Genomic DNA, 20,660 nt, shown 5'->3' with positions numbered 1-20,660 from the left:
TTATGGCAAAGATATTAGTAGCAACAGATAAACCTTTCGCTGCGATAGCAGTGAAAGGTATCCGCGAAGTCGTGGAAAGTGCAGGTGATGAACTGGTCCTGTTGGAGAAATACGGTGAAAAGGCTAAACTGCTGGAAGCCGTCAAGGATGTGGATGCCATCATTATCCGTAGTGACATTATCGATGCCGAAGTGTTGGATGCCGCTAAACAGTTGAAGATCGTGGTACGTGCCGGAGCCGGTTACGATAACGTTGATCTGGCTGCTGCGACAGCGCATAATGTCTGTGTGATGAATACACCGGGGCAGAACTCCAATGCCGTTGCCGAATTGGCTTTCGGTATGATGGTAATGGCTGTCCGTAACTTCTATAACGGCACTTCCGGTACGGAACTGAAAGGAAAGAAACTGGGTATCCATGCCTATGGCAATGTAGGCCGTAATGTGGCTCGTATCGCGAAAGGTTTCGGAATGGAAATCTATGCATTCGACGCTTTCTGCCCGGCTTCGGCCATTGAGGCGGATGGTGTGAAACCGGTTGCTTCACCGGAAGAGCTTTATGCTACCTGCGATGTCGTTTCCTTGCATATCCCGGCAACTGCCGAAACAAAGAACTCCATCAATTATGCTCTGGTCGGCAAGATGCCGAAAGGCGGCTTGCTGGTCAATACGGCCCGCAAGGAAGTTATTAATGAAGCAGAACTTATCAAGTTGATGGAAGAACGTGCGGACCTGAAATATGTAACCGACATCATGCCTGCTGCCAACGAAGAGTTTGCAGCCAAGTTTGCCGGCCGCTATTTCTCCACTCCCAAAAAGATGGGGGCACAGACTGCCGAAGCCAATATCAATGCCGGTATTGCCGCTGCCAAGCAGATCGAAGGTTTCCTGAAAGAAGGATGTGAAAAATTCAGAGTAAACAAATAGATTTATAATTTATGATTTATGGAGCAAAACCCGACCTATGAGAAAGCTTTGTTGTTTGCGAAATTGAGGAAAATCCTCGTATCCATAATCCTTACCTCTAAAAGGAAGCTCCATAAATCATAAATCATAAATCATAAATCGAAAATATCATGGCACAAATTAAACCTTTCAAAGGAATCCGTCCTCCTAAGGATTTGATCGAACAAGTGGCTTCCCGTCCATACGATGTATTAAATTCCGAGGAGGCGCGTGAAGAAGCAAAAGGCAATGATAAATCTCTTTATCACATCATTAAGCCGGAGATCGACTTCCCGGTCGGGACGGATGAACACGATCCGGCTGTTTATTTGAAGGCTGCCGCCAATTTCCGGATGTTCCAGGAAAAGGGCTGGCTGGTGCAGGATAAGGAAGAATGTTACTATGTGTATGCCCAGACTATGAACGGCAAGACGCAGTACGGCCTGGTTGTCGGTGCGTACGTGCCCGATTATATGAATGGCGTTATCAAGAAACATGAGCTGACACGCCGTGACAAGGAAGAAGATCGCATGAAACATGTCAGGGTGAACAATGCCAACATCGAACCGGTCTTCTTTGCCTATCCCGATAATGCGGAGTTGGACAAGATTGTCGCCAAATATACATCCCGCAATCCTGAGTATGACTTTGTAGCGAAGGATGATGGTTTCGGCCATACGTTCTGGATTATCGATGAGGCAGCCGATATTGCCCGTATCACGGAGTTGTTCGGCGAAATGCCTTCCTTGTATATTGCCGACGGCCATCACCGTTCTGCCGCCGCCGCCTTGGTTGGTGCGGAAAAGGCAAAACAGAACGCCGATCATAAAGGTGACGAAGAATATAACTATTTTATGGCAGTCTGTTTCCCTGCAAACCAGTTGACCATTATCGACTATAACCGGGTGGTGAAAGATCTGAACGGCCTGTCGGAAGAAGAATTTCTGGCTAAGTTAGGGAAGAATTTTATAGTAGAAGAAAAAGGTACTGATATTTATAAACCGGCAGCTTTGCATAACTTCTCCCTCTATTTAGATGGAAAATGGTATTCGTTGACTGCCAAGCCGGGAACATACGACGATAACGACCCGATCGGTGTCCTGGATGTGACGATCTCTTCCAACCTCATTCTGGATGAAGTCTTGGGTATTAAAGACCTCCGTTCGGACAAGCGTATTGATTTCGTAGGCGGTATCCGTGGACTGGGAGAATTGAAACGTCGTGTGGACAGTGGCGAGATGAAGGTGGCGCTGGCGCTTTATCCTGTCACCATGAAGCAACTGATGGATATTGCCGATACCGGTAATATCATGCCTCCCAAGACAACCTGGTTCGAACCGAAACTGCGTTCCGGCCTGGTTATCCACAAACTCGAATAGAATGATTTCACATTCACAAGCCTGCTTTAGGCCTGTATAATAACGATTTACTGTGAAGGCTGTATGTAGAGGTAGTTTCACCTGCCGCATACGGTCTTCACTTTTTTTATTTGGTTGTTCGGACACTTTTATGTAAGTTTGTGAGTATAACATAAAGAAGAATATGGAAAGAATCAGAAATATAGTATTTGACTTGGGAGGCGTCTTGATCGACCTGGATCATCACCAGGCTATGAGCCGTTTTGAAGAGATAGGAGTGAAGGATGCAAAACAGTTGCTCGATCCATACGAGCAGAAAGGTTTTTTTCTGGAAGTGGAAAATGGAAAGATCGATGTCGATACCTTCTGCCGGAAGTTGCGCGAGCATACCGGCAAGCAACTTTCTTATGATGAAATCAAATATGCCTGGATGGGCTTTATCGCCGGTGTCCCTCAATATAAGTTGGATTTCCTGCTGGAGCTTCGTAAGAAGTATAAGGTTTATTTGTTGAGCAATACGAACCCGATTGTCCAGTCGTGGGCGAGGAGCGAGGCGTTCACTCCCGCCGGTCGCCCGATATCTGCTTATTTCGACAAAATGTACACTTCCTATGAAGTTGGGGTGACGAAGCCGGATGCCGCTATCTTCAATCGGATGATAGAAGATGCTCCGCTTATTCCGGCAGAAACGTTGTTTGTCGACGATGCCAAATCGAATATAGAGGTCGGGCAAGAGCTCGGTTTTCATACCTATCAGCCGGAAAACGGGGAGGATTGGCGGGAAGCTGTTCTGGATATACTGGAAAAGTAATCTTCCGGCCTGCTCTTTTTAGTCGCCGAGTGCATTCTTATTTATCGGCCCACAGCTGTGAGCCGTACTTTCCACGTTTGTGAGCCGTACGTTCCACCCGTGTGAGCCGATCGGCTCACACGGGTGGAACGATTAGTTTCTCTTTGATGGTTACTTACTTTGTGCTTGGTTTCGGGAAAGTTTTTGTTATTCTCTTTCCTTCTTTATTTGGTAAGGGTTATAAGAACCGTATATGCATTTGATCCCTGTTTTTGTGTAAATTGAAAATCCTTGTCATCGCAGCTGATTTTCAAGCAAGAGGCCATGTGGTCTTCTTCTTTCCAATAAGAAGTAATGATATGTTCTTCGTTATCCCCGAATATATGTGGGCATACTAATTTCCATGTGATGGCAGATGCCACATAATCGAAAGTGCTGTATGAAAAATACAAGTATTCAGCTTGGTCGTTCTCAACCTCGACATAGAGTATTTCTTTTTGGTCTGATACATCGGTTGATGAGACCTGCAGTTTATACGCATCTGTGACTTGGAACGAATAGCCGCCGCTTTCCTGTTGATACTTTAGCCCGTTTACTAAATTCTTGCCGGAGCTATCCTCGAATTGCAGTTTAAGATGATATGTATAAGGAGGTGCGTCGTTACCATGGTTACATCGACTGAATAGCATGACTAATAGTGTCAATAGGCATAATAAATTTGTTGTTTTCATGAAGATTGTTGTTTTTATTTGGGACTTACATAAATATTTTGTCTGCGATATTTATAATCTTTATCACTTGTCGGGTTAGCTCCTGTGTACCAACCGTCATGACGGCCTCCCCATCCCCAATTCATGTGGAAAGTTGTATAGGAAATTCCACCGAAACCACCAGGCAAATCAAGCAAAGTTTCTCCGAAATTATCATACGAACCATTATAAAGATATTCTACATAATATTCATATTCAGAAGAATTACTTATTAGACCATCACATATCCAAGCATGCCCTTTTGTTAAATTTCTATCTCCGCACATAAATACTGGCCTGTTGAAATTTCTTATCTCAAATGCAACCTCGCTTGGTTTATGGTCTTTTAATATGGCATTATATCCATAATTGTCAAACTGCTTAACTGCGTTTTTGGGTTTTGCCCCAGAGGAATCTTCCCCATAATCAGTATCGATTGCTTTTCCCACTTCAGCAATTAAAAATTGATTTGCATATGTTGCCCCTGTATTTGGCATATCGTTCCAATTGAAATATGTCGGAAATCTATGAAATTTCATGATTTGTGCCATCGCAATTGCTACGCAGCCAGCCTGCGCTTGATTTGGACATAATGCATTGTAGGGTGAACCTTGATCCCATTGTGTTACAACCAATGGTTCTATTGAGGTGTGAATGCTTACATCTCTGATTCCTACAATTGTATATTCATAAGGAGATCCGCATTGATCGGCTGTGCTGTAAACCTTACTTGGCAGATTAACGTTTGACTGGGATGAAAGAGTGGTAAATGACCATCCCTCAGAATAATAAGTTTCATTCAATTGTTTGAGTCGGTTGCGACACATGATAGCTTCGGTGGAGTTACCTCCAGGTATGTTTGATCGTTGAAGTTCTGCCACTTGAGGGGTGTACTTAAGCCATTCAAGCGCAATTCGTGAAGTGATTTGCGGATCAAGATTTTCACTTGACTCAATAGCTTGAATTGTTTCGTCAAGCCATACTTTCAGACCTCCATTCATGTCTGTAGTATCGAGGACAAATTGGCTTTCGTTTGAGTAAGCCAGAATAGGGTAGTAGTCTTTGGTGGCACTCATAATTGCCCAACCGCCTTCTTCGTAGTTGACAACATAGGCAAGCGGGGTATTTGTATTGCTGTTGATAAGTTCAATCGAACCTATGGATTTGCTGCTCTTTGTTTGTTTACCGTTCTGAAAATCGGCAAAGAAAATATTTGCGATTTCTTGAGCTGTATTTTTGGATACAAAACTTTGTTTGGTTGGATTCCCGGATTCCCACATCTCAGGGAATGTTAGAATCTTTTCTTCATTGCTGCACGAGAGTAGACTGCAACAGATAAGCAATAAATTTGTGATTTTTTTCATAACTATATATTATTATTGATTGATAATAAAAATGTAACATATGTCGCAATGTAGCAAGAATACCTGAAATATCCTATTAAAATCAGAAAAGTTATTTCAATCTTGGTCAAAGGATGAGGGTTCACAAGAAGATTTTGATTGATAGGGGTTTAGGAGGTGTGTGAATGTGAAATGTAAAAAGGGAAACATCGGCTGATGCTTCCCTTTTTATCAATAAAGAGGATGTTCCCGATTACATGATACCGCGTTCGCGCAGTCTCTCCTGCCATTTCCAGGCGGAAGCCAATGTATCGGCCAATGTTTCTGTAGCTTTCCAGCCTAAGACTTTATTGGCGCGTTCGGGATTGGCCCAAACCTTTTCGATATCGCCTTCGCGGCGGCCTACGATCTTGTGCGGGACTTTAACGCCTGTTGCAGCTTCGAACGTGTTGATCAGCTCCAATACGGAAACACCGTTGCCGGTTCCGAGGTTGAAGATTTCCACATTTTCCAGAGACTTGCCACCCAACATACGGTCCATGGCGATCACGTGAGCCTTAGCCAGGTCTACGACGTTGATATAGTCGCGGATGCAGGAACCGTCAGGCGTGTCATAATCGTCGCCGAACACGCTCAACTCCTTGCGTATGCCCATAGCCGTCTGAGTCAGGTAAGGGATCAGGTTTTGAGGAACCCCGTTAGGCAATTCGCCGATCTCTGCTGTCGGATGTGCTCCGATCGGGTTGAAGTAGCGCAGGATGATGCTCTTGAAAGGAGCGCCGGCGTGGATCGTGTCGCGGATGATCTCTTCGTTGATCTGCTTCGTGTTTCCGTAAGGAGAAGTGGCCGGTTTGATCGGTGCGTTCTCGGTTACAGGCAGGTTTTCAGGGTCAGGCTGTCCGTAAACGGTGCAGGAAGATGAGAACACGATACCTTCGATATCGAATTCCGGCATCAGTTCCAACAGGTTTACCAGTGTAACGACGTTGTTTCGGTAGTATTTCAACGGCTGCTGTACGGATTCGCCTACTGCTTTGCTGGCGGCGAACAGGATGATGCCTTTGATTCCCGGATGAGCTTTCAACGCTTCGCGGGTTGCTTCCTTGTCTTTCAGGTCCAGCTGGATGAATTCAGGACGGATGCCTGTGATGCGTTCGATACCGTCCAATACTTCTATATTGGAGTTAGACAGGTCGTCGATGATGACTACTTCATAACCTGCGTTCTGCAGTTCTACTGTGGTGTGTGATCCGATGTAACCAGTTCCACCTGCTACTAAAATCTTTTGTTTCATCTTAGTGTTTATTTAGATTAGTAATTACACAATCCCTGAAAAACCCATGAAAGCCATAGCCAACAGACCTGCTGTGATAAGGGCGATCGGGGTTCCTTTCATGCCATCGGGAACATTTGTCATTGCTAATTGTTCTCTGACACCTGCAAAGATAATCAAAGCTAACGCAAATCCAATAGCTGTAGAGATTGCATATACAACGGATTCCAATAAATTATATTCTTTTTGTATTACGAGGATGGCTACACCCAGGATACAACAGTTTGTCGTGATCAGAGGAAGAAACACGCCAAGCGCCTGATAAAGGGCCGGAGAGACTTTCTTCAGGATGATTTCCACCATCTGTACCAATGCGGCAATGATCAGGATGAAGCTGATGGTCTGCATAAAGCCCAATCCAAAAGCATCCAGAATATATTTTTGTACGAGGAACGTTACGACAGTAGCGATCGTCAATACGAAAGTCACGGCGGCGCCCATGCCGGCTGCCGTTTCCACCTTCTTGGATACGCCCAGGAACGGACAGATACCCAGGAACTGTGCCAGTACAACGTTGTTTACGAATACGGCGGCAATAAAGATCAATATATATTCCATATCGTTCGTTTTTAAGCTTTACGCAGTTTGTTTACAATAGCAACCAGATATCCCAGCGCGATGAAAGCACCCGGAGCCAGTACGAAAATCAGTGAACCGTATTGTTCGGGCATCAATGTCAGGTTGAACAACTTGCCGGTTCCCAGCAACTCGCGGACAGCCCCTAACAATGTCAAGGCCATCGTGAAGCCCAGTCCCATACCCAGTCCATCGAAAGCGGAAGGGATGATGCCATTCTTGGCGGCGAATGCTTCGGCACGTCCCAGCACGATACAGTTTACAACGATCAACGGGATAAACAAGCCCAAGCTCGCATACAAAGCCGGTACGAAAGCCTCCATACACATCTGGACAACCGTCACGAAGGTTGCGATCACGACAATGAAAGCCGGAATACGCACCATGTCGGGGATCAGGTTCTTCAAGGCCGAAATCACGATGTTGGAGCAGATCAATACAAACATGGTTGCAAGTCCCATACTCATACCGTTGAGAGCGGAAGAGGTCGTACCTAATGTCGGGCACATACCTAATAGCAATACGAATGTCGGGTTCTCTTTGATGACACCATTCATCAATATTTTCAGGTTACTCATTGTCGTTTCCTCCCTCTTTAGTTGTGTTATCGGATGATGTGGTTGCCCCGGTCATTCCGTCGGCACCGGCGAATGCGCTGTAAGCGCGGTTCACCGCGTTCAGGAATGCGCGGCTGGTGATGGTTGCCGCTGTGATCGCGTCTACATCGCCACCGTCTTTGGATACTTTCAGTTCGCCGTCTGCCAGGTTACGTCCTAATACGCTCTGTTTGTTCTTGTCAGCGCGGAACCATTCCTGCATCTTGGCGCCTAAGCCCGGAGTCTCGGCATGTTGCAGCACGGAGTAGTTCAATAGTTTGCCCTCGGCATCGAAGCCTACGATCACTTTGATTTCGCCGCTGAACCCTTTCTTCGTATTACTTTCTACGGCTGCGCCAACGAATTGGCCGCCTTTGGTGGCCGGATAGATCTTCAGCGAATCGCCGTCTGCCGTAACAGCCATATAAGCCTGCTCGGTCGGCTTGTTATCGAAATCCGGCGTCACCGCTTTGATCGCCTCTTCCAGCGCAGCGGCTTTGGTGGCGGCAATCGGGCCGGTGGTGTACATGTTCACACCTGCTAATATTGCTCCTGCCACTACACAGATGATGGTGAGTGAAAGGAACATATTGGGTAATGTTGATTTTAGTTTTGCCATGCTTATTTTCCTCCGAAATGTTTAGGTTTCATATAACTGTTGATTAGCGGAGTAACTCCATTCATGATGAAGATGGCAAATGACATGCCTTCGGGATAAGAACCGAACAGACGGATCACCGTTGTCAGGATACCAATGCCGACACCGTAGACAATCATGCCGCTCTTGCTCATCGGCGAAGTCACATAGTCGGTCGCCATGAAGATGGCTCCGAGCATCAGGCCTCCGGATAACAGATGAACGAACGGGCTTGCGTATTGGACCGGATTCACCAGGTGCATGATACCTGTAAAGATAAATACCGTGACGAAGATGGAAACCGGAACCTGCCAGGTGATAATCTTCTTCCATAACATATAGAACATACCTAACAGCAGTGCGAATGCGCTGACTTCACCAAGGCTACCGCCCATGTTACCGACCAGCATGTCGCTGAGTGTCGGCATCTTGTCGAGCGCACCCTCGTTCATCAGGGAAAGAACGGTTGCGCCAGTCGTCGCATCTGCATAAGATGTCAACTGTCCGACAACGGGCCAGGTGGTCATCTGTGCCGGGAAGGAGATCAGCAGGAAGATACGTCCTGTCAGTGCCGGGTTGAAGATATTGTTACCCAGGCCGCCGAACGACATCTTACCGATACCGATGGCAGCCAGCGCGCCGATGGCGATGATCCAGACCGGCAGGTTAGACGGCAGGTTGAACGCCAGCAAAACGCCGGTCAGGATGGCCGAACCGTCGTAAATGGTCGGTTCCTTTTTCATCAGGAACTTCTGAATCAGATATTCGAACAGGACACAGAAGAAAACCGAAGCTACGGTTACGATCAGCGCACCCAGTCCGAAAAAGTAGAGTGATACCAGGAAAGCCGGAACAAGGGCAATCAGTACACCGTACATATTTTTGCTTATGCTGTCGCCGCCATGAATGTGGGGCGAGGGAGATACGTATAATTTGTTTTCCATATTGCTCTTGTTTTATGACTTTCTTGCACGAATAATACCCATTACTTTGCCTTTTCCCAACCGGATCTGGTCTAACAGCGGGCGGTTGGCTGGGCAAGTATAGCTACAGGAACCGCATTCGATGCAATCCTGAATGTAGCCTGCCTCGGCTTTTTCCCAGTCTTTATAGACGGTGAACTTCATCAGGAAGGCCGGGTTCAGACCCATCGGGCAAACGTTCACGCATTTGGCGCAACGGATACAGTCCTGCATCGGTTTACGGACGGATTCTTCCTTAGTCAGGAGCAATACGCCGGAACTGCCTTTGGTTACCGGCACTTCGGCGCTGACCAATGCTTTACCCATCATCGGGCCTCCACCGATAATCTTACCCGTGTTCTCAGGGATGCCGCCGGCTGCTTCGATCAGCGTGTTGATAGGCGTACCCATACGGACCAGGAAGTTCGACGGATTGGCTACAGCCTTCCCGGTTACGGTCACGACACGTTCGAACAACGGTTTGTTCTTCTGGACGGCTTCATAGACAGCGTAGGCTGTTCCTACGTTCTGTACGACGGCTCCGGCCGAGATAGGCAGTGCGCCGCTCTTTACCTGGCGACGGATCACGGCATCGATCAACTGCTTTTCACCTCCCTGCGGATATTGCACTTTCAACGGCATGATCTCGATACCGGGATAAGCGGCCGCCAGTTTCGTCAAATGGGCGATTGCGTCGGGTTTATTGTTTTCAATGCCGATAACGGCTTTGTTTACGTTTACCGCCTTCATGAGCAATGTAACGCCCACCAAGATTTGTTCGCCTTTCTCCATCATCAGGGAATGGTCGGAAGTCAGATACGGTTCACACTCTACAGCGTTGATAATGATAATCTCCGCTTTGCTTCCCGGAGGCGGCATCAACTTCACCTGTGTCGGGAAAGTGGCGCCACCCAGACCTACGATACCGGCTGCTGCAATCTTGTCGACGATCTCTTTAGAGGACAACGTACAGTCTTTTACCAAGGCGTCGCTACGGTCGATCGTTTCTTCCCATTCGTCTCCTTCCACGTCGATGTAGATGGCGGGGCGTTTGTAGCCGCTTGAGTCGAGAGCGTTATCTATTTTGTTTACTTTACCGGATACCGACGAGTGGATGTTGGCGGAGACGAAACCTCCTGCCTTGGCGACAAGTGTTCCAACTTTAACCAGATCACCCTTCTTGACCACTGCCTGGGCCGGGGCCCCGATGTGCTGACTGAGCGGTATGATTACCTGCTTAGGAGCAGCTAACGCGGTAATCTTCTTACCGGCAGACAATTTATTTTCGGGCGGATGTATACCTCCGATTCGAAATGTCCTTAGCATACTATTAGATTTTATTTTTGATTTGTTTCTTCTTTTGTTTCAACTTTGGGAGTTTCTGCTTTTGGCGTAGCGTTTGTAGCCGGGGCTTCTGCCTTTGGTCCCTCCGGTTTTGCTTCTGCTTTCGGAACTTCAGCCTTTGGCGCAGCAGGTTTCGGAGCTATTGCCGGTTTTACTTTGTCGGCGTCCACAGCCGGAGCTGCTTCTTTACGCGGCGGGAAGTTCAATTCGTGGATGGCTCCGGTCGGACATACGGCTACACATTTGCGGCATAAACGGCATTTGGTGTAATCGATGTAGGCCACGTTGTTTTCCACCGTAATTGCTTCGAACGGGCATTCCTTTGCACATTTGCCACAACCGATACAAGCGTTGGCACATGCTTTCTTGGCTACTCCGCCTTTGTCTTTGTTTACACAGCTAACGAAGATACGGCGTGACTTGGGCCCTTTCTTACGCAGTTCGATGATGTTTTTCGGGCAAGCTTTTACGCAAGCTCCGCATGAAGTACATTTGTCTTCGTCCACTTCCGGAAGTCCTGTCTCCAGGTTGATGTGGATGGCGTCGAAGTTACATGCAGCCACACAGTCGCCATAACCCAGGCAACCGAATGAACAGCCGGTCTCTCCGCCATACAGGGTAGAAGCAATCGCACAACTCTGCACACCGTCGTATTGATTGGTGCGCGGACGGGCTGCACAGGTTCCGTTGCAACGCACAACGGCAACCATCGGCTCAGCACTGGCAGCTTCCTTTCCGAGGATCGTGGCTACTTTACCCATTACCGGCGCTCCGCCTACGGGACATAACAGGCCGTCCAATGTGTCGGCCTTTACACAAGCCGTAGCAAAACCACCGCATCCGGGGTATCCACAACCTCCGCAATTGGCTCCGGGCAATACCTCCTGGACTTGTGCGATACGAGGATCTTCGTATACTTCAAACTTCTTGGAGGCGGCGTATAGAAAAACTGCGCCGATGGCTCCAATCGCTCCTAATGAAATAACGGCAATTAAAATCATGATATGTTTGTCAATTAAGTTTTTTCAAAGTAAAAATGAATCGCCTTTTTAGTTTGTCGCGTAAAATGTATAATATGCAATAATAAGGAACTAAGAGCAGTAATCCGGTTAACCCGCTTGTGGTTTCTTCCCATTGCATACTTGTACCTGTTACAATAGCCGCAAGAACTATTATTAGCGGAAATATAAATGCAAGAAGTACGGCCTGCAGGCCCAGTGAACTTTGTCCGCATAACTGGACTTCTTCATTTACATGGAATTGTCCAGAGTTGTCCGGAACCTCGATAATCTTTACTTTACTCTCGGATGCCGCGCACATGCTTCGCGCATGGCACCCGGAGCAAGCCGATTGCTGGATGATCCTGACATAGACCGTACCGCCGTCGATCTTCTCTATAACCCCATTGTGATTGATACTTTCGCTCATATTTGTAATCTCGACATTGCAAAACCGAGGCAAAAGTACGTATTATTTGGAAATTATGTCACGATTAACAAAGTTTATTATGGAAATAATAGACTTTGTCTTACCATTTGTAATTAAACCCGAAGCTCAACAGCTCGTTGATCTGAAGATAACTGTCGAAATCTTCTTTCTTGGTGACTGCGTCATCGTAACGTAAGTTCAACGATATGGTGGTCGAGAAGAAACGGCTGATAGCCATTGTCAGGCGGTTTTCGAATTCACCCAACATGCGGTCGTAACTGGTAAAATAGTAGAAACGCGAATACCAGCTTACATTCCGGTTGAACTGGAATGTCATGGTTGCGTTTATCGTGGAACCGAATTGGCTTAATTTGCGTTCGTATTTGCCTGTGGCTTCATCTTTTTTGAAACCGTGACGTCCCAAATCGATGTCCTTGTTCGTGCTATACATAAATGTATAAGAGAGCGGAGCGAGGTTGGCAGACAATGTCAATTTCTTATGTCGGCTATTGGGAAATTTCTTGTTCAGGTCATATTTCATACCGACACCGAGGTTGATGTTGAACGGCGAAAGGAAGCCGGCCAGTTTGTTGTCGGTATTTTCGGCATAGTTGCTGAAAAGCTGTGTCTGGAAAGTGGCATCGAATGTATAGAACCACTTATTGAAGGCTTTATAACCGATGTTACTGTGGAGCCGCAACACATCGTCACCGATCTTGTAATCGCGCAACGTGTCTTTTGGAGCCGTATAGACATTCGTTTTCCATTCCAGTTCGTTAGTGAACTGCACTTTGTCCTTATTATAATTGTACACGAAATATTGGCGGTTGGTCAGGTTCAAAGTGCTCACGCCTCCCTTATGCCAGTTTGGGGAAATATAATTCTGGGCAAACTGGATGGCACTTTCGAAATGGGAAGTCCAGTAGCGACGTTCCGGAATGAATTTTACCGGAGCATCCACATCGCTGAATGCATTCGGATCACTTTCTATTTTGATCAGTTCCGGTTCGTATGTCACTTTCTTGATAACATGCGTTTTAACGACATCTGTCGGCAGGTCACGTTCCGAATAGCGGAAATATTCCGGGTAGTTTACACGTACATAATTATATGCGGTATTCTGCAACTTGTTCTTCAATGTTTCGTCTTGGAATAAAGTAGTATCCGGCTTGAACAATGGAAAGTCGGGACGTTGTTTTGCAATAAAGTCCTTGTCATACAATTGCAGGTCTTTCGGGATAAGCCCTCCCTTGAACAGAATAGGAGTGAACAGCGGATTGACGATTGTCGTATCCCGCAAGGTTGCCCACGGGCTGATGATGGTAGACGGGTCACGTACCCAATTTACCCAATATTGTGCCTCCGGCGATAACTCTATCTCGTCTTTCTTTAAAAAACGGAGCAAGTTTTCACTCGGTGTGGCGGGAGATGAGTAGCTGCTATTGAGTTTTTCGAACTGTGCCCTGAGATCAGGAATTTTATCCAGTTCCGTTTCTTCCAAGTCTAATAAAGGAAATGTATCGGGAACAGCAGTCTGGACCGTTTTGTTCAACTGATTCCCGCTGATTATATTAACATCTTGTGCCTCTACCCGATTACTGCTGAATGACAATACAATAAATAACGCTAAAACAGATCTCTTCACCATCGTCGTATCTTTTTTACATTCATTTAAAATATTGGTGCGAAATTAGTCAAAAGTTCCGAGATAGACTAATTTTATCTGAGATAACCGTATCAAAATCTGTCAAGACAAGCAGTGAAAGGGATACTTTCGTGCGTTTTTGCACGTAGTGTGTACGGAAGTGGACAGTCGGCAAAAAGATGAACCTCTGTATGTGGTTGTGAATAAGTCGGTTCTGGAAATGGCATGGCATTTGCTTTATGTTGGGTAATTTATAAAAAACAGTCCTATGTTTAAACACTATGTTAAAGTCGCGCTCCGGCTGATCAAGCGGAGTTTCCTGTTTTCTTCCATCAATATGCTGGGGTTCGTGTTAGGTATGACGGCTGCTTTCCTGATCTATCTCTGGATTGTGGATGAATCGGCCTTTGAGGATTTTCAAATTAACCGGGATTCGATCTACCGGATAATTGCGGTAGAACAGGAGGCAAGCGGACAAGTGAAGAAGTCAGCCTATACGGTGGCGCCGTTGAGCAAGGCATTCCGGGAAGAATTCCCACAGGTGGAGAATGCTACTTTTATGTTGAATTTCGGAACTTTGAACCTGCATTCGGGCACCGATCTGATCGAAGCTGCCTATAAGTATGTCGATACGACTTTTTTCGATGTATTCAGTTTTCCTGTTATCGCCGGCGATCCCGGTCTGATAAAGAAAGATCCGCAACAAATCGTGCTGGCGGAGTCGGCAGCAAAGAAATTGTTTGGCGGGGCTTCGGTTGTCGGGAGAGAAGTTACCTGCCAGTTTTTCGGGCAGACTTTTCGTTATAAAGTGGCGGCAGTCCTGAAAGTCCCGCGTAAAAGCCATATCAAGTTTGAGGTCCTGTTGAGCGAACAGGCCTATTACGAACCGATGAATTGGGATTTTGTCGAGGGGACAAACGTTTATATCCAGTTAAGAAAAGGTGCGGTTTTATCAGAAGCGGATTGGCGGAAGATGAGCCGTGTCTGGTTAAACCATAAGGAGAAAGGAATGCTTTTGGATTTCCAACCGCTGAAAGATATCCATCTGCATACTTCATTTAAAGATCCGGAAGTCGGCAATCACGGGAATATGTCGCAGATTTATCTGTTTACGGCTTTGGCTGTCCTGATCGTTTTTATGGGAGCATTCAATTTCACAACTTTGTCTACGGCACGCGCCTCCCAACGTTTTAAGGAAATCGGCGTCCGGAAAGTGACAGGAGCCAAGCGGAAGGTCCTGGTGATGCAATTTCTGTCGGAGAGTCTGGTACAGGCGTTCCTGTCGTTGATACTGGCATTGGCGTTGACGGAATTGCTGTTGCCGCTTTTCAACCGGTTTGTGGAAAAGGATATTGTGCTGACGGCCAGTTGGCAGACCCTATTGTTTGTCCTGTTTGGGATTATCGGAGTCGGCTGCTTGGCGGGAGCGTTTCCCGCTTTTTATATGTCGCGGTTTAATCCGCTGCAATCTTTTAGGGGAGGAAATCCCGCCGGGAAAAAAGGCGCGTTGGTCAAAGGTCTGGTGTGTGTGCAGTTTGTTATCGCCATAGTAATGATCTTTTGTACTTCTGTCGTATTCAAACAACTTCATTATCTGCAAAATGCGGATTTGGGACTGGACAAGGAAGACATGGTGGTTGCCGATTGCGGCCTTTTCGACTTTATGTCCTACATGGGCGGTTATGGAATTGATGATTATAAACAGGAGGTGTTGAAGAACCCGAATGTCAGGTCTGTGACCGGAGGAGTGGAGCTTTCGGATTATCTTCAGGGACATCGAACGGAGGAGAACTCGTTCAGCTGGATGAACGAAGCCGGACAGGTCGATTCGCTGAAAATGGTCGGAGTGGCCGGTGATGGTGATTTTATGGAGACGTTGGGCTTGACCCTGTTGAAAGGAATGCCGTTTGGAGCTGATAAAAAGGCCTATATGGACGGTGCCTATGAAAAAGAGTTGCCGATTGTCATTAATGAAACGGCCTGGAAAATGATGAATGTGGAAGATCCGGTCGGTATGCTTTTACAGAATAAAGGGTGGTACGGAGAGGCATCGCGGATCGTCGGTATCGTGAAGGATTTTAACTTCCAGCCATTGCGTGAGAAAGTGAAACCGGCTTATCTGTATTATTCCCGCCGTCTGTTGAATACATTATATATAAAGATCTCTCCTGAGAATAGAGTAGAGACATTGAAGTTCCTGAAAGACGAGTATGAGAAGATGCGTCCGGATAACGTCTTTACCTATCGTTTTTTCTCGGACGCTTTGAATTTGAATTATGCTCATGAGCGGCAGCTTGGCCGGATGTTCCTGGTCTTTACGGTGCTGGCTATCATTGTCGCCATGATGGGGGTGTTCGGCTTGGTCGCTTTGTCGACGGTGCAACGTACGAAAGAGATCGGCGTCAGGAAGGTGAACGGAGCACATTCCCGCCGGATCGTGTGGATGTTCTGCCGGGAATATATGGTTGGGGTCGGAATTGCGTTTCTAATCGCCTGCCCGTTGAGCTATCTGTTGATGCTTCGCTGGATAAGCAATTTCGCTTATCATACAGCCGTCAGTTGGTGGCTGTTTCCGCTGGCCGGTTGTATCATCTTGCTGATAACGATGTTGACGGTTGTTGTCCAGACTTGGCGTGCCGCCTCCCGTAATCCGGTGACATCACTACGTTATGAGTAAATGAAATGATAAGTATGAAATAAAAAACAGATAAGTATGATACGAGCAATTAACCTGACGAAAGTATTCCGCACGGAAAGTGTGGAGACGACAGCCTTGAATGGCATTAATCTGGAAATAAACGAAGGAGAATTCCTGGCAATCATGGGACCTTCCGGTTGTGGCAAATCGACATTGCTGAATCTCTTGGGGCTGTTGGATAACCCGACGGACGGCGAACTGTGGTTTCTCGGGCAGGAAGTTTCCCGATATACGGAAAATAGCCGTACGGACCTGCGGAACGGAAATATCGGTTTTGTCTTTCAGAGTTTTAACCTGATAGACGAATTGACGGTCTTTGAGAATGTGGAACTTCCCTTGCTCTATGCCGGTGTTTCTATGAAGGAACGGGTTGAAAGGGTGAATGCTGCCCTCGACCGGATGCAGATCGCCCACCGTTCGGAACATTTCCCCCAACAATTGTCCGGTGGTCAGCAACAACGTGTGGCGATTGCCCGCGCCATCGTCACGAATCCGCATATCGTCTTGGCGGATGAGCCGACCGGAAACCTGGATTCCGTCAACGGCAATGAAGTGATGAACCTCCTGACTGAACTGAATCGTGAAGGAACGACCGTCGTGATGGTTACCCACTCCGAGGAAAATGCCCGGATGGCCGGTCGGCTGATCCGTATGATGGATGGCAATATTTTGACAGAGAGTAGAAAATAAAATAAGGGAAAAAACGGATTTGCGTGGTATCAAAATGTCACTACCACCCTGTCAAAATAGAATTTCTACCCCATATAGTTGGAATTACACTGGCGGGTAATATTTTTTAACATAACAAAGTGGACTGTCTTACCGGTATAAAAGTGGCAATGTGTCAAATCTGCCTTTCTCCTGATTTGTCTGTATTGCCTATCGGATGGAAACGGTTACGGATAAGTTTGCGCTTACCCGAAAAAGTTGTACCTTTGTCCCCTCGAAAATCGAACGGAATATGGATAGGATCCGATTAAAAGACAAAGAATTTGAACTCTTTATCCCGGAAGAGGAGATAAAAGAAGCGATTGCGAAAGTGGCGGAACGTATTCGCGCCGATGTGAAAGGCACGCATCCGTTGTTCGTGGGAATTCTGAACGGGGCTTTTATGTTCACGGCGGAGCTGATGCGGCAGTTGAACGAACCGTATGAAATTACTTTTGCCCGCTATTCATCCTATAAAGGGACCAGTACGACCGGTGTGGTCCGTGAGATCATGCCGGTACAGGCCGATGTGAAAGGGAGGACTTTGATCTTGATCGAGGATATTATCGATACCGGATTTACGATGCAGTATGTGATGGATAAACTTCGCAAGGACGGGGCGGCCGATGTCAAACTGGCGACTATGTTGTTCAAGCCCGATTCGTTGAAGTGCAGTCTGAAACCTGATTATATCGGCATCCGGATTCCGAGTGACTTTATTGTCGGTTACGGATTGGATTATGATGAGATGGGACGGGCTTACAGAAACATCTATAAAATAGTCGAGAGCTGATAAATGGTCGCAGGCCGGTTAAAGAGGGGGAATTTATTAGATTAATGTATAATAAGCGATGATCGGTGATTGGGCGTTGATGTGATTGTCTATTGCCAATTGTCAATTAAAAGGTAAACTTTTTATGTTGAACATTGTTATTTTTGGTGCTCCCGGTTCAGGAAAGGGAACACAGAGCGAATTGATTATTAAAGAATATGGTTTGGACCATATTTCTACAGGTGATGTTTTGCGTTCTGAAATGAAGAACGAGACAGAGCTGGGTAAGATTGCTAAAGATTACATCGAAAAAGGACAACTGGTCCCGGATGAACTGATCGTTGACATGCTGGCTAAGGTTTTGGACAGCAAAGTGAACTCCAAGGGCGTTATCTTCGACGGTTTTCCCCGCACGATCCCGCAGGCAAAAGCACTGAAAGAAATGTTGAACAAGCGCGGAACCGATGTTTCAGTTATGTTGAACCTTCAGGTAGAAGAAGAAGAACTGATCAACCGCCTGTTGGAACGCGGGAAGGTCTCAGGCCGTTCGGATGATAATCTGGAAACAATCAAGTCAAGACTGGACGTTTATCACAAACAGACTGCTCCTCTGGCTGATTACTATATCGGTGAAGGCAAACATGTCGCCATCAAAGGTATGGGTACAATCGAAGAAATTTTCGGCCGTATCAAGGATGCGGTAAATAGTTTGTAAATCATAAATTAAAAAGTAAAAGTGGCTGAATCGAACTTTGTAGATTATGTAAAGATCTATTGCCGCTCTGGTAAGGGCGGGAGAGGGTCTTCTCACTTTCGCCGCGAGAAATACATTCCGAAAGGAGGTCCCGACGGAGGCGATGGAGGGCGAGGAGGCCATGTGTATCTTCGTGGAAACAGGAATTACTGGACACTTCTCCACCTGAAGTATGAGCGTCATATCATGGCGACGAATGGCGAAGGCGGCGGTGCCAAGCGCAGTTTCGGAAAAGACGGTGAGGATCGTGTGATAGAGGTTCCTTGCGGAACAGTCGTGTACGATGCCGATACGGGAGAGTTTATCTGTGACGTGACCGAAGACGGTCAGCAGGTAATGCTGTTGAAAGGCGGACGCGGAGGATTGGGCAACTGTCACTTCAAGACGTCGACCAACCAGGCGCCCCGTTATGCGCAACCCGGCGAACCGGCACAGGAACGCATGGTGATCCTGCAATTGAAACTGTTGGCCGATGTCGGCCTGGTCGGTTTCCCGAATGCCGGAAAGTCGACGTTGCTGTCGGTTGTTTCGGCTGCCAAACCGAAGATCGCCAATTATCCGTTTACGACGCTCGAACCGAACTTGGGTATCGTGAGCTATCGCGACAACCGTTCGTTCGTTATGGCCGATATTCCCGGTATTATCGAGGGCGCCAGCGAAGGTAAAGGTCTGGGATTGCGGTTCTTGCGCCATATCGAACGCAATTCGTTGCTCCTGTTTATGGTGCCTGCCGATGCGGATGATATCAAGAAAGAATATGAAATCCTTTTGGGCGAACTGGTCAAGTATAACCCGGATTTGCAGGGTAAAAGCCGTGTTCTGGCTATCACCAAGAGCGATATGCTGGATGAGGAGTTGATCGAGGCGTTGTCCGAAGATCTTCCGGAAGGCGTTCCGCATGTCTTTATCTCTTCCGTTACCGGAATGGGGATCACCGAACTGAAAGACCTGTTGTGGAAGGAGCTGAATAAGGAAACGTTCCACGAGGTAGAGCGTATCGTCCATAAGAACATCGATGTAAGCACACTTTCGCTTGACGATGACGATTTTGTCATTCCTCTTGAGGAAGAGGATCCCGACGATGATGAAGAGTATGAAGAATATGAAGATTGGGACGACGAAGAAGATGAAGATACTTCCAAATGATAAAGTGAAGATGTTGCAATTTCCCGTATTAAGCGAGGATTGCAACATCTCTCATTTTGTGACGACCCGTCAGGGAGGTGCGAGCGAAGGTGCGTATGCCTCCTTTAACCCCGGTGAATACAGCGGGGACAATCCGGAAGCCGTCCGGGCGAACCGGAAACTTCTTTCGGATGCAATCGGGATACCATCCGAACGTATTTTCGCGCCTTTTCAGGTCCACGGGACGGAGATCCGTTCGATCGAACCTTTTTCCCTTTCCCTTCCTTTGGATGAACAGCGGGTTTATCTGCACGGTGTAGATGCGTTGGTGACGGATGTGCCGGGCGTTTGCATCGCCGTCTCGACAGCCGATTGTGTCCCTGTCCTGCTGTACGCTCCCGATGTGAAGGCGGTAGCTGCCGTTCATGCCGGTTGGCGGGGGACCGTACAGAGTATCGCTGCAAAAACCGTCCGTTTCCTCATGGATGAATATGGAGCCGATCCTTGCCTCATGAAAGCCGGTATTGCTCCTTCCATCGGTCCCGATGCCTTCGAAGTCGGCGAGGAGGTGGTCGACGCCTTTCGGGAGGCCGGTTTTGAAATGCCGCGTATCCTGAAGCGTAATGCCGATACCGGAAAAGCCCATATCGATTTATGGGAGGCCAACCGCCTGCAACTATTAGCCGCGGGCCTCTCTGCCGGAAATATCGAACTCGCCGGCATCTGCACCTACACCCATCCCGACGAGTTCTTCTCCGCCCGCCGCTTAGGAATCAAGAGCGGGCGTATCTTGTCCGGCATCTTCTTGTGTGTTTGATACAAACATTGATGTTTCGGCACGGTTCTTTCATTTAACTGAAAAATAGAGATATAGTTCCCTTACCCGGTTCGGATAGAA

20 protein-coding genes are annotated in these 20,660 nt (G+C 47.1%); 9 read left to right on the top strand and 11 right to left on the bottom strand.

Going from position 1 to position 20,660, the window contains the following annotated elements:
- Window positions 1-2: 2 nt before the first annotated feature.
- From RDN79_RS15005 to RDN79_RS14995, 3 genes are all read left to right on the top strand, one after another.
- Complete coding sequence (locus RDN79_RS15005; protein ID WP_298555132.1) at window positions 3-926, top strand: NAD(P)-dependent oxidoreductase; 924 nt, start codon at window positions 3-5, stop codon at window positions 924-926.
- A 149-nt stretch (window positions 927-1,075) separates the two neighbouring features.
- Window positions 1,076-2,323, top strand: coding sequence for a DUF1015 domain-containing protein (locus RDN79_RS15000; RefSeq protein ID WP_298555129.1), 1,248 nt, complete (start codon window positions 1,076-1,078; stop codon window positions 2,321-2,323).
- Between the two features lie 163 nt (window positions 2,324-2,486).
- A complete protein-coding gene (locus tag RDN79_RS14995) occupies window positions 2,487-3,113 on the top strand; it encodes an HAD family phosphatase (protein ID WP_298555126.1) in 627 nt (208 codons plus the stop codon).
- A gap of 203 nt (window positions 3,114-3,316) precedes the next feature.
- Here the strand turns inward: RDN79_RS14995 and RDN79_RS14990 are convergent, their stop codons facing one another.
- From RDN79_RS14990 to RDN79_RS14940, 11 genes are all read right to left on the bottom strand, one after another.
- Window positions 3,317-3,823: a hypothetical protein gene (locus RDN79_RS14990; RefSeq protein WP_298555123.1), complete on the bottom strand. Its 507-nt coding sequence runs from the start codon at window positions 3,821-3,823 to the stop codon at window positions 3,317-3,319.
- A gap of 14 nt (window positions 3,824-3,837) precedes the next feature.
- Window positions 3,838-5,205 (bottom strand): C10 family peptidase, encoded by a 1,368-nt coding sequence (locus RDN79_RS14985; protein WP_298555121.1) that lies wholly within the window; start codon window positions 5,203-5,205, stop codon window positions 3,838-3,840.
- 232 nt (window positions 5,206-5,437) lie between these two features.
- Window positions 5,438-6,478: a UDP-glucose 4-epimerase GalE gene (galE, locus tag RDN79_RS14980; RefSeq protein WP_298555119.1), complete on the bottom strand. Its 1,041-nt coding sequence runs from the start codon at window positions 6,476-6,478 to the stop codon at window positions 5,438-5,440.
- 24 nt (window positions 6,479-6,502) lie between these two features.
- Window positions 6,503-7,075 carry an electron transport complex subunit RsxA gene (rsxA, locus tag RDN79_RS14975; protein ID WP_293733327.1) on the bottom strand — a complete coding sequence of 191 codons (573 nt, stop codon included), beginning with the start codon at window positions 7,073-7,075 and terminating at the stop codon, window positions 6,503-6,505.
- Window positions 7,076-7,086: 11 nt separating this feature from the next.
- Window positions 7,087-7,671, bottom strand: a complete 585-nt coding sequence (locus tag RDN79_RS14970) for an RnfABCDGE type electron transport complex subunit E (protein ID WP_298555115.1) — start codon at window positions 7,669-7,671, stop codon at window positions 7,087-7,089.
- Window positions 7,664-8,308, bottom strand: coding sequence for an RnfABCDGE type electron transport complex subunit G (locus RDN79_RS14965; RefSeq protein WP_298555112.1), 645 nt, complete (start codon window positions 8,306-8,308; stop codon window positions 7,664-7,666). The genes RDN79_RS14970 and RDN79_RS14965 overlap by 8 nt, the downstream gene beginning before the upstream one ends.
- 2 nt (window positions 8,309-8,310) lie before the next feature.
- The gene (locus RDN79_RS14960) at window positions 8,311-9,270 is read right to left on the bottom strand and encodes an RnfABCDGE type electron transport complex subunit D (protein WP_298555108.1); all 960 of its coding nucleotides are present in this window, start codon (window positions 9,268-9,270) and stop codon (window positions 8,311-8,313) included.
- A gap of 12 nt (window positions 9,271-9,282) precedes the next feature.
- A complete protein-coding gene (gene rsxC, locus RDN79_RS14955; protein WP_298555105.1) occupies window positions 9,283-10,614 on the bottom strand; it encodes an electron transport complex subunit RsxC in 1,332 nt (443 codons plus the stop codon).
- A gap of 11 nt (window positions 10,615-10,625) precedes the next feature.
- Window positions 10,626-11,633, bottom strand: coding sequence for a Fe-S cluster domain-containing protein (locus tag RDN79_RS14950; protein WP_298555102.1), 1,008 nt, complete (start codon window positions 11,631-11,633; stop codon window positions 10,626-10,628).
- Window positions 11,634-11,643: 10 nt separating this feature from the next.
- Entirely contained in the window at window positions 11,644-12,060 is a 417-nt protein-coding gene (locus RDN79_RS14945; protein ID WP_298555099.1) for a SoxR reducing system RseC family protein, read from the bottom strand.
- Between the two features lie 100 nt (window positions 12,061-12,160).
- Complete coding sequence (locus tag RDN79_RS14940; protein ID WP_298555096.1) at window positions 12,161-13,708, bottom strand: DUF3078 domain-containing protein; 1,548 nt, start codon at window positions 13,706-13,708, stop codon at window positions 12,161-12,163.
- A gap of 265 nt (window positions 13,709-13,973) precedes the next feature.
- Between RDN79_RS14940 and RDN79_RS14935 the strand changes: the two genes are divergently transcribed.
- The 6 genes from RDN79_RS14935 to pgeF all read left to right on the top strand — a co-directional run bounded on the left by RDN79_RS14935 (window position 13,974) and on the right by pgeF (window position 20,579).
- The gene (locus tag RDN79_RS14935) at window positions 13,974-16,382 is read left to right on the top strand and encodes an ABC transporter permease (protein ID WP_298555093.1); all 2,409 of its coding nucleotides are present in this window, start codon (window positions 13,974-13,976) and stop codon (window positions 16,380-16,382) included.
- A 36-nt stretch (window positions 16,383-16,418) separates the two neighbouring features.
- Window positions 16,419-17,093 (top strand): ABC transporter ATP-binding protein, encoded by a 675-nt coding sequence (locus tag RDN79_RS14930; RefSeq protein ID WP_298555090.1) that lies wholly within the window; start codon window positions 16,419-16,421, stop codon window positions 17,091-17,093.
- Window positions 17,094-17,364: 271 nt separating this feature from the next.
- Complete coding sequence (gene hpt, locus RDN79_RS14925) at window positions 17,365-17,904, top strand: hypoxanthine phosphoribosyltransferase (RefSeq protein WP_298555087.1); 540 nt, start codon at window positions 17,365-17,367, stop codon at window positions 17,902-17,904.
- 124 nt (window positions 17,905-18,028) lie between these two features.
- The gene (locus RDN79_RS14920) at window positions 18,029-18,598 is read left to right on the top strand and encodes an adenylate kinase (protein WP_298555084.1); all 570 of its coding nucleotides are present in this window, start codon (window positions 18,029-18,031) and stop codon (window positions 18,596-18,598) included.
- A 21-nt stretch (window positions 18,599-18,619) separates the two neighbouring features.
- Complete coding sequence (obgE, locus tag RDN79_RS14915) at window positions 18,620-19,783, top strand: GTPase ObgE (RefSeq protein WP_298555081.1); 1,164 nt, start codon at window positions 18,620-18,622, stop codon at window positions 19,781-19,783.
- The gene (gene pgeF, locus RDN79_RS14910) at window positions 19,731-20,579 is read left to right on the top strand and encodes a peptidoglycan editing factor PgeF (RefSeq protein WP_298555201.1); all 849 of its coding nucleotides are present in this window, start codon (window positions 19,731-19,733) and stop codon (window positions 20,577-20,579) included. The genes obgE and pgeF overlap by 53 nt, the downstream gene beginning before the upstream one ends.
- The last annotated feature ends 81 nt before the right edge of the window (window positions 20,580-20,660 follow it).

The organism is uncultured Parabacteroides sp. (assembly GCF_902493135.1).
GTDB lineage: Bacteria > Bacteroidota > Bacteroidia > Bacteroidales > Tannerellaceae > Parabacteroides.
Note: the sequence above shows the minus strand (reverse complement) of the source record. Positions and strands in the feature narration are given on the sequence as shown.

What these genes read in the sequence shown, in the direction of transcription:
- RDN79_RS15005 (WP_298555132.1), top strand. Translation starts at nt 3, where the DNA reads ATGGCAAAGATATTAGTAGCAACAGATAAACCTTTCGCTGCGATAGCA.
- RDN79_RS15000 (WP_298555129.1), top strand. Translation starts at nt 1,076, where the DNA reads ATGGCACAAATTAAACCTTTCAAAGGAATCCGTCCTCCTAAGGATTTG.
- RDN79_RS14995 (WP_298555126.1), top strand. Translation starts at nt 2,487, where the DNA reads ATGGAAAGAATCAGAAATATAGTATTTGACTTGGGAGGCGTCTTGATC.
- RDN79_RS14990 (WP_298555123.1), bottom strand. Translation starts at nt 3,823, where the DNA reads ATGAAAACAACAAATTTATTATGCCTATTGACACTATTAGTCATGCTA.
- RDN79_RS14985 (WP_298555121.1), bottom strand. Translation starts at nt 5,205, where the DNA reads ATGAAAAAAATCACAAATTTATTGCTTATCTGTTGCAGTCTACTCTCG.
- galE (WP_298555119.1), bottom strand. Translation starts at nt 6,478, where the DNA reads ATGAAACAAAAGATTTTAGTAGCAGGTGGAACTGGTTACATCGGATCA.
- rsxA (WP_293733327.1), bottom strand. Translation starts at nt 7,075, where the DNA reads ATGGAATATATATTGATCTTTATTGCCGCCGTATTCGTAAACAACGTT.
- RDN79_RS14970 (WP_298555115.1), bottom strand. Translation starts at nt 7,671, where the DNA reads ATGAGTAACCTGAAAATATTGATGAATGGTGTCATCAAAGAGAACCCG.
- RDN79_RS14965 (WP_298555112.1), bottom strand. Translation starts at nt 8,308, where the DNA reads ATGGCAAAACTAAAATCAACATTACCCAATATGTTCCTTTCACTCACC.
- RDN79_RS14960 (WP_298555108.1), bottom strand. Translation starts at nt 9,270, where the DNA reads ATGGAAAACAAATTATACGTATCTCCCTCGCCCCACATTCATGGCGGC.
- rsxC (WP_298555105.1), bottom strand. Translation starts at nt 10,614, where the DNA reads ATGCTAAGGACATTTCGAATCGGAGGTATACATCCGCCCGAAAATAAA.
- RDN79_RS14950 (WP_298555102.1), bottom strand. Translation starts at nt 11,633, where the DNA reads ATGATTTTAATTGCCGTTATTTCATTAGGAGCGATTGGAGCCATCGGC.
- RDN79_RS14945 (WP_298555099.1), bottom strand. Translation starts at nt 12,060, where the DNA reads ATGAGCGAAAGTATCAATCACAATGGGGTTATAGAGAAGATCGACGGC.
- RDN79_RS14940 (WP_298555096.1), bottom strand. Translation starts at nt 13,708, where the DNA reads ATGGTGAAGAGATCTGTTTTAGCGTTATTTATTGTATTGTCATTCAGC.
- RDN79_RS14935 (WP_298555093.1), top strand. Translation starts at nt 13,974, where the DNA reads ATGTTTAAACACTATGTTAAAGTCGCGCTCCGGCTGATCAAGCGGAGT.
- RDN79_RS14930 (WP_298555090.1), top strand. Translation starts at nt 16,419, where the DNA reads ATGATACGAGCAATTAACCTGACGAAAGTATTCCGCACGGAAAGTGTG.
- hpt (WP_298555087.1), top strand. Translation starts at nt 17,365, where the DNA reads ATGGATAGGATCCGATTAAAAGACAAAGAATTTGAACTCTTTATCCCG.
- RDN79_RS14920 (WP_298555084.1), top strand. Translation starts at nt 18,029, where the DNA reads ATGTTGAACATTGTTATTTTTGGTGCTCCCGGTTCAGGAAAGGGAACA.
- pgeF (WP_298555201.1), top strand. Translation starts at nt 19,731, where the DNA reads ATGAAGAATATGAAGATTGGGACGACGAAGAAGATGAAGATACTTCCA.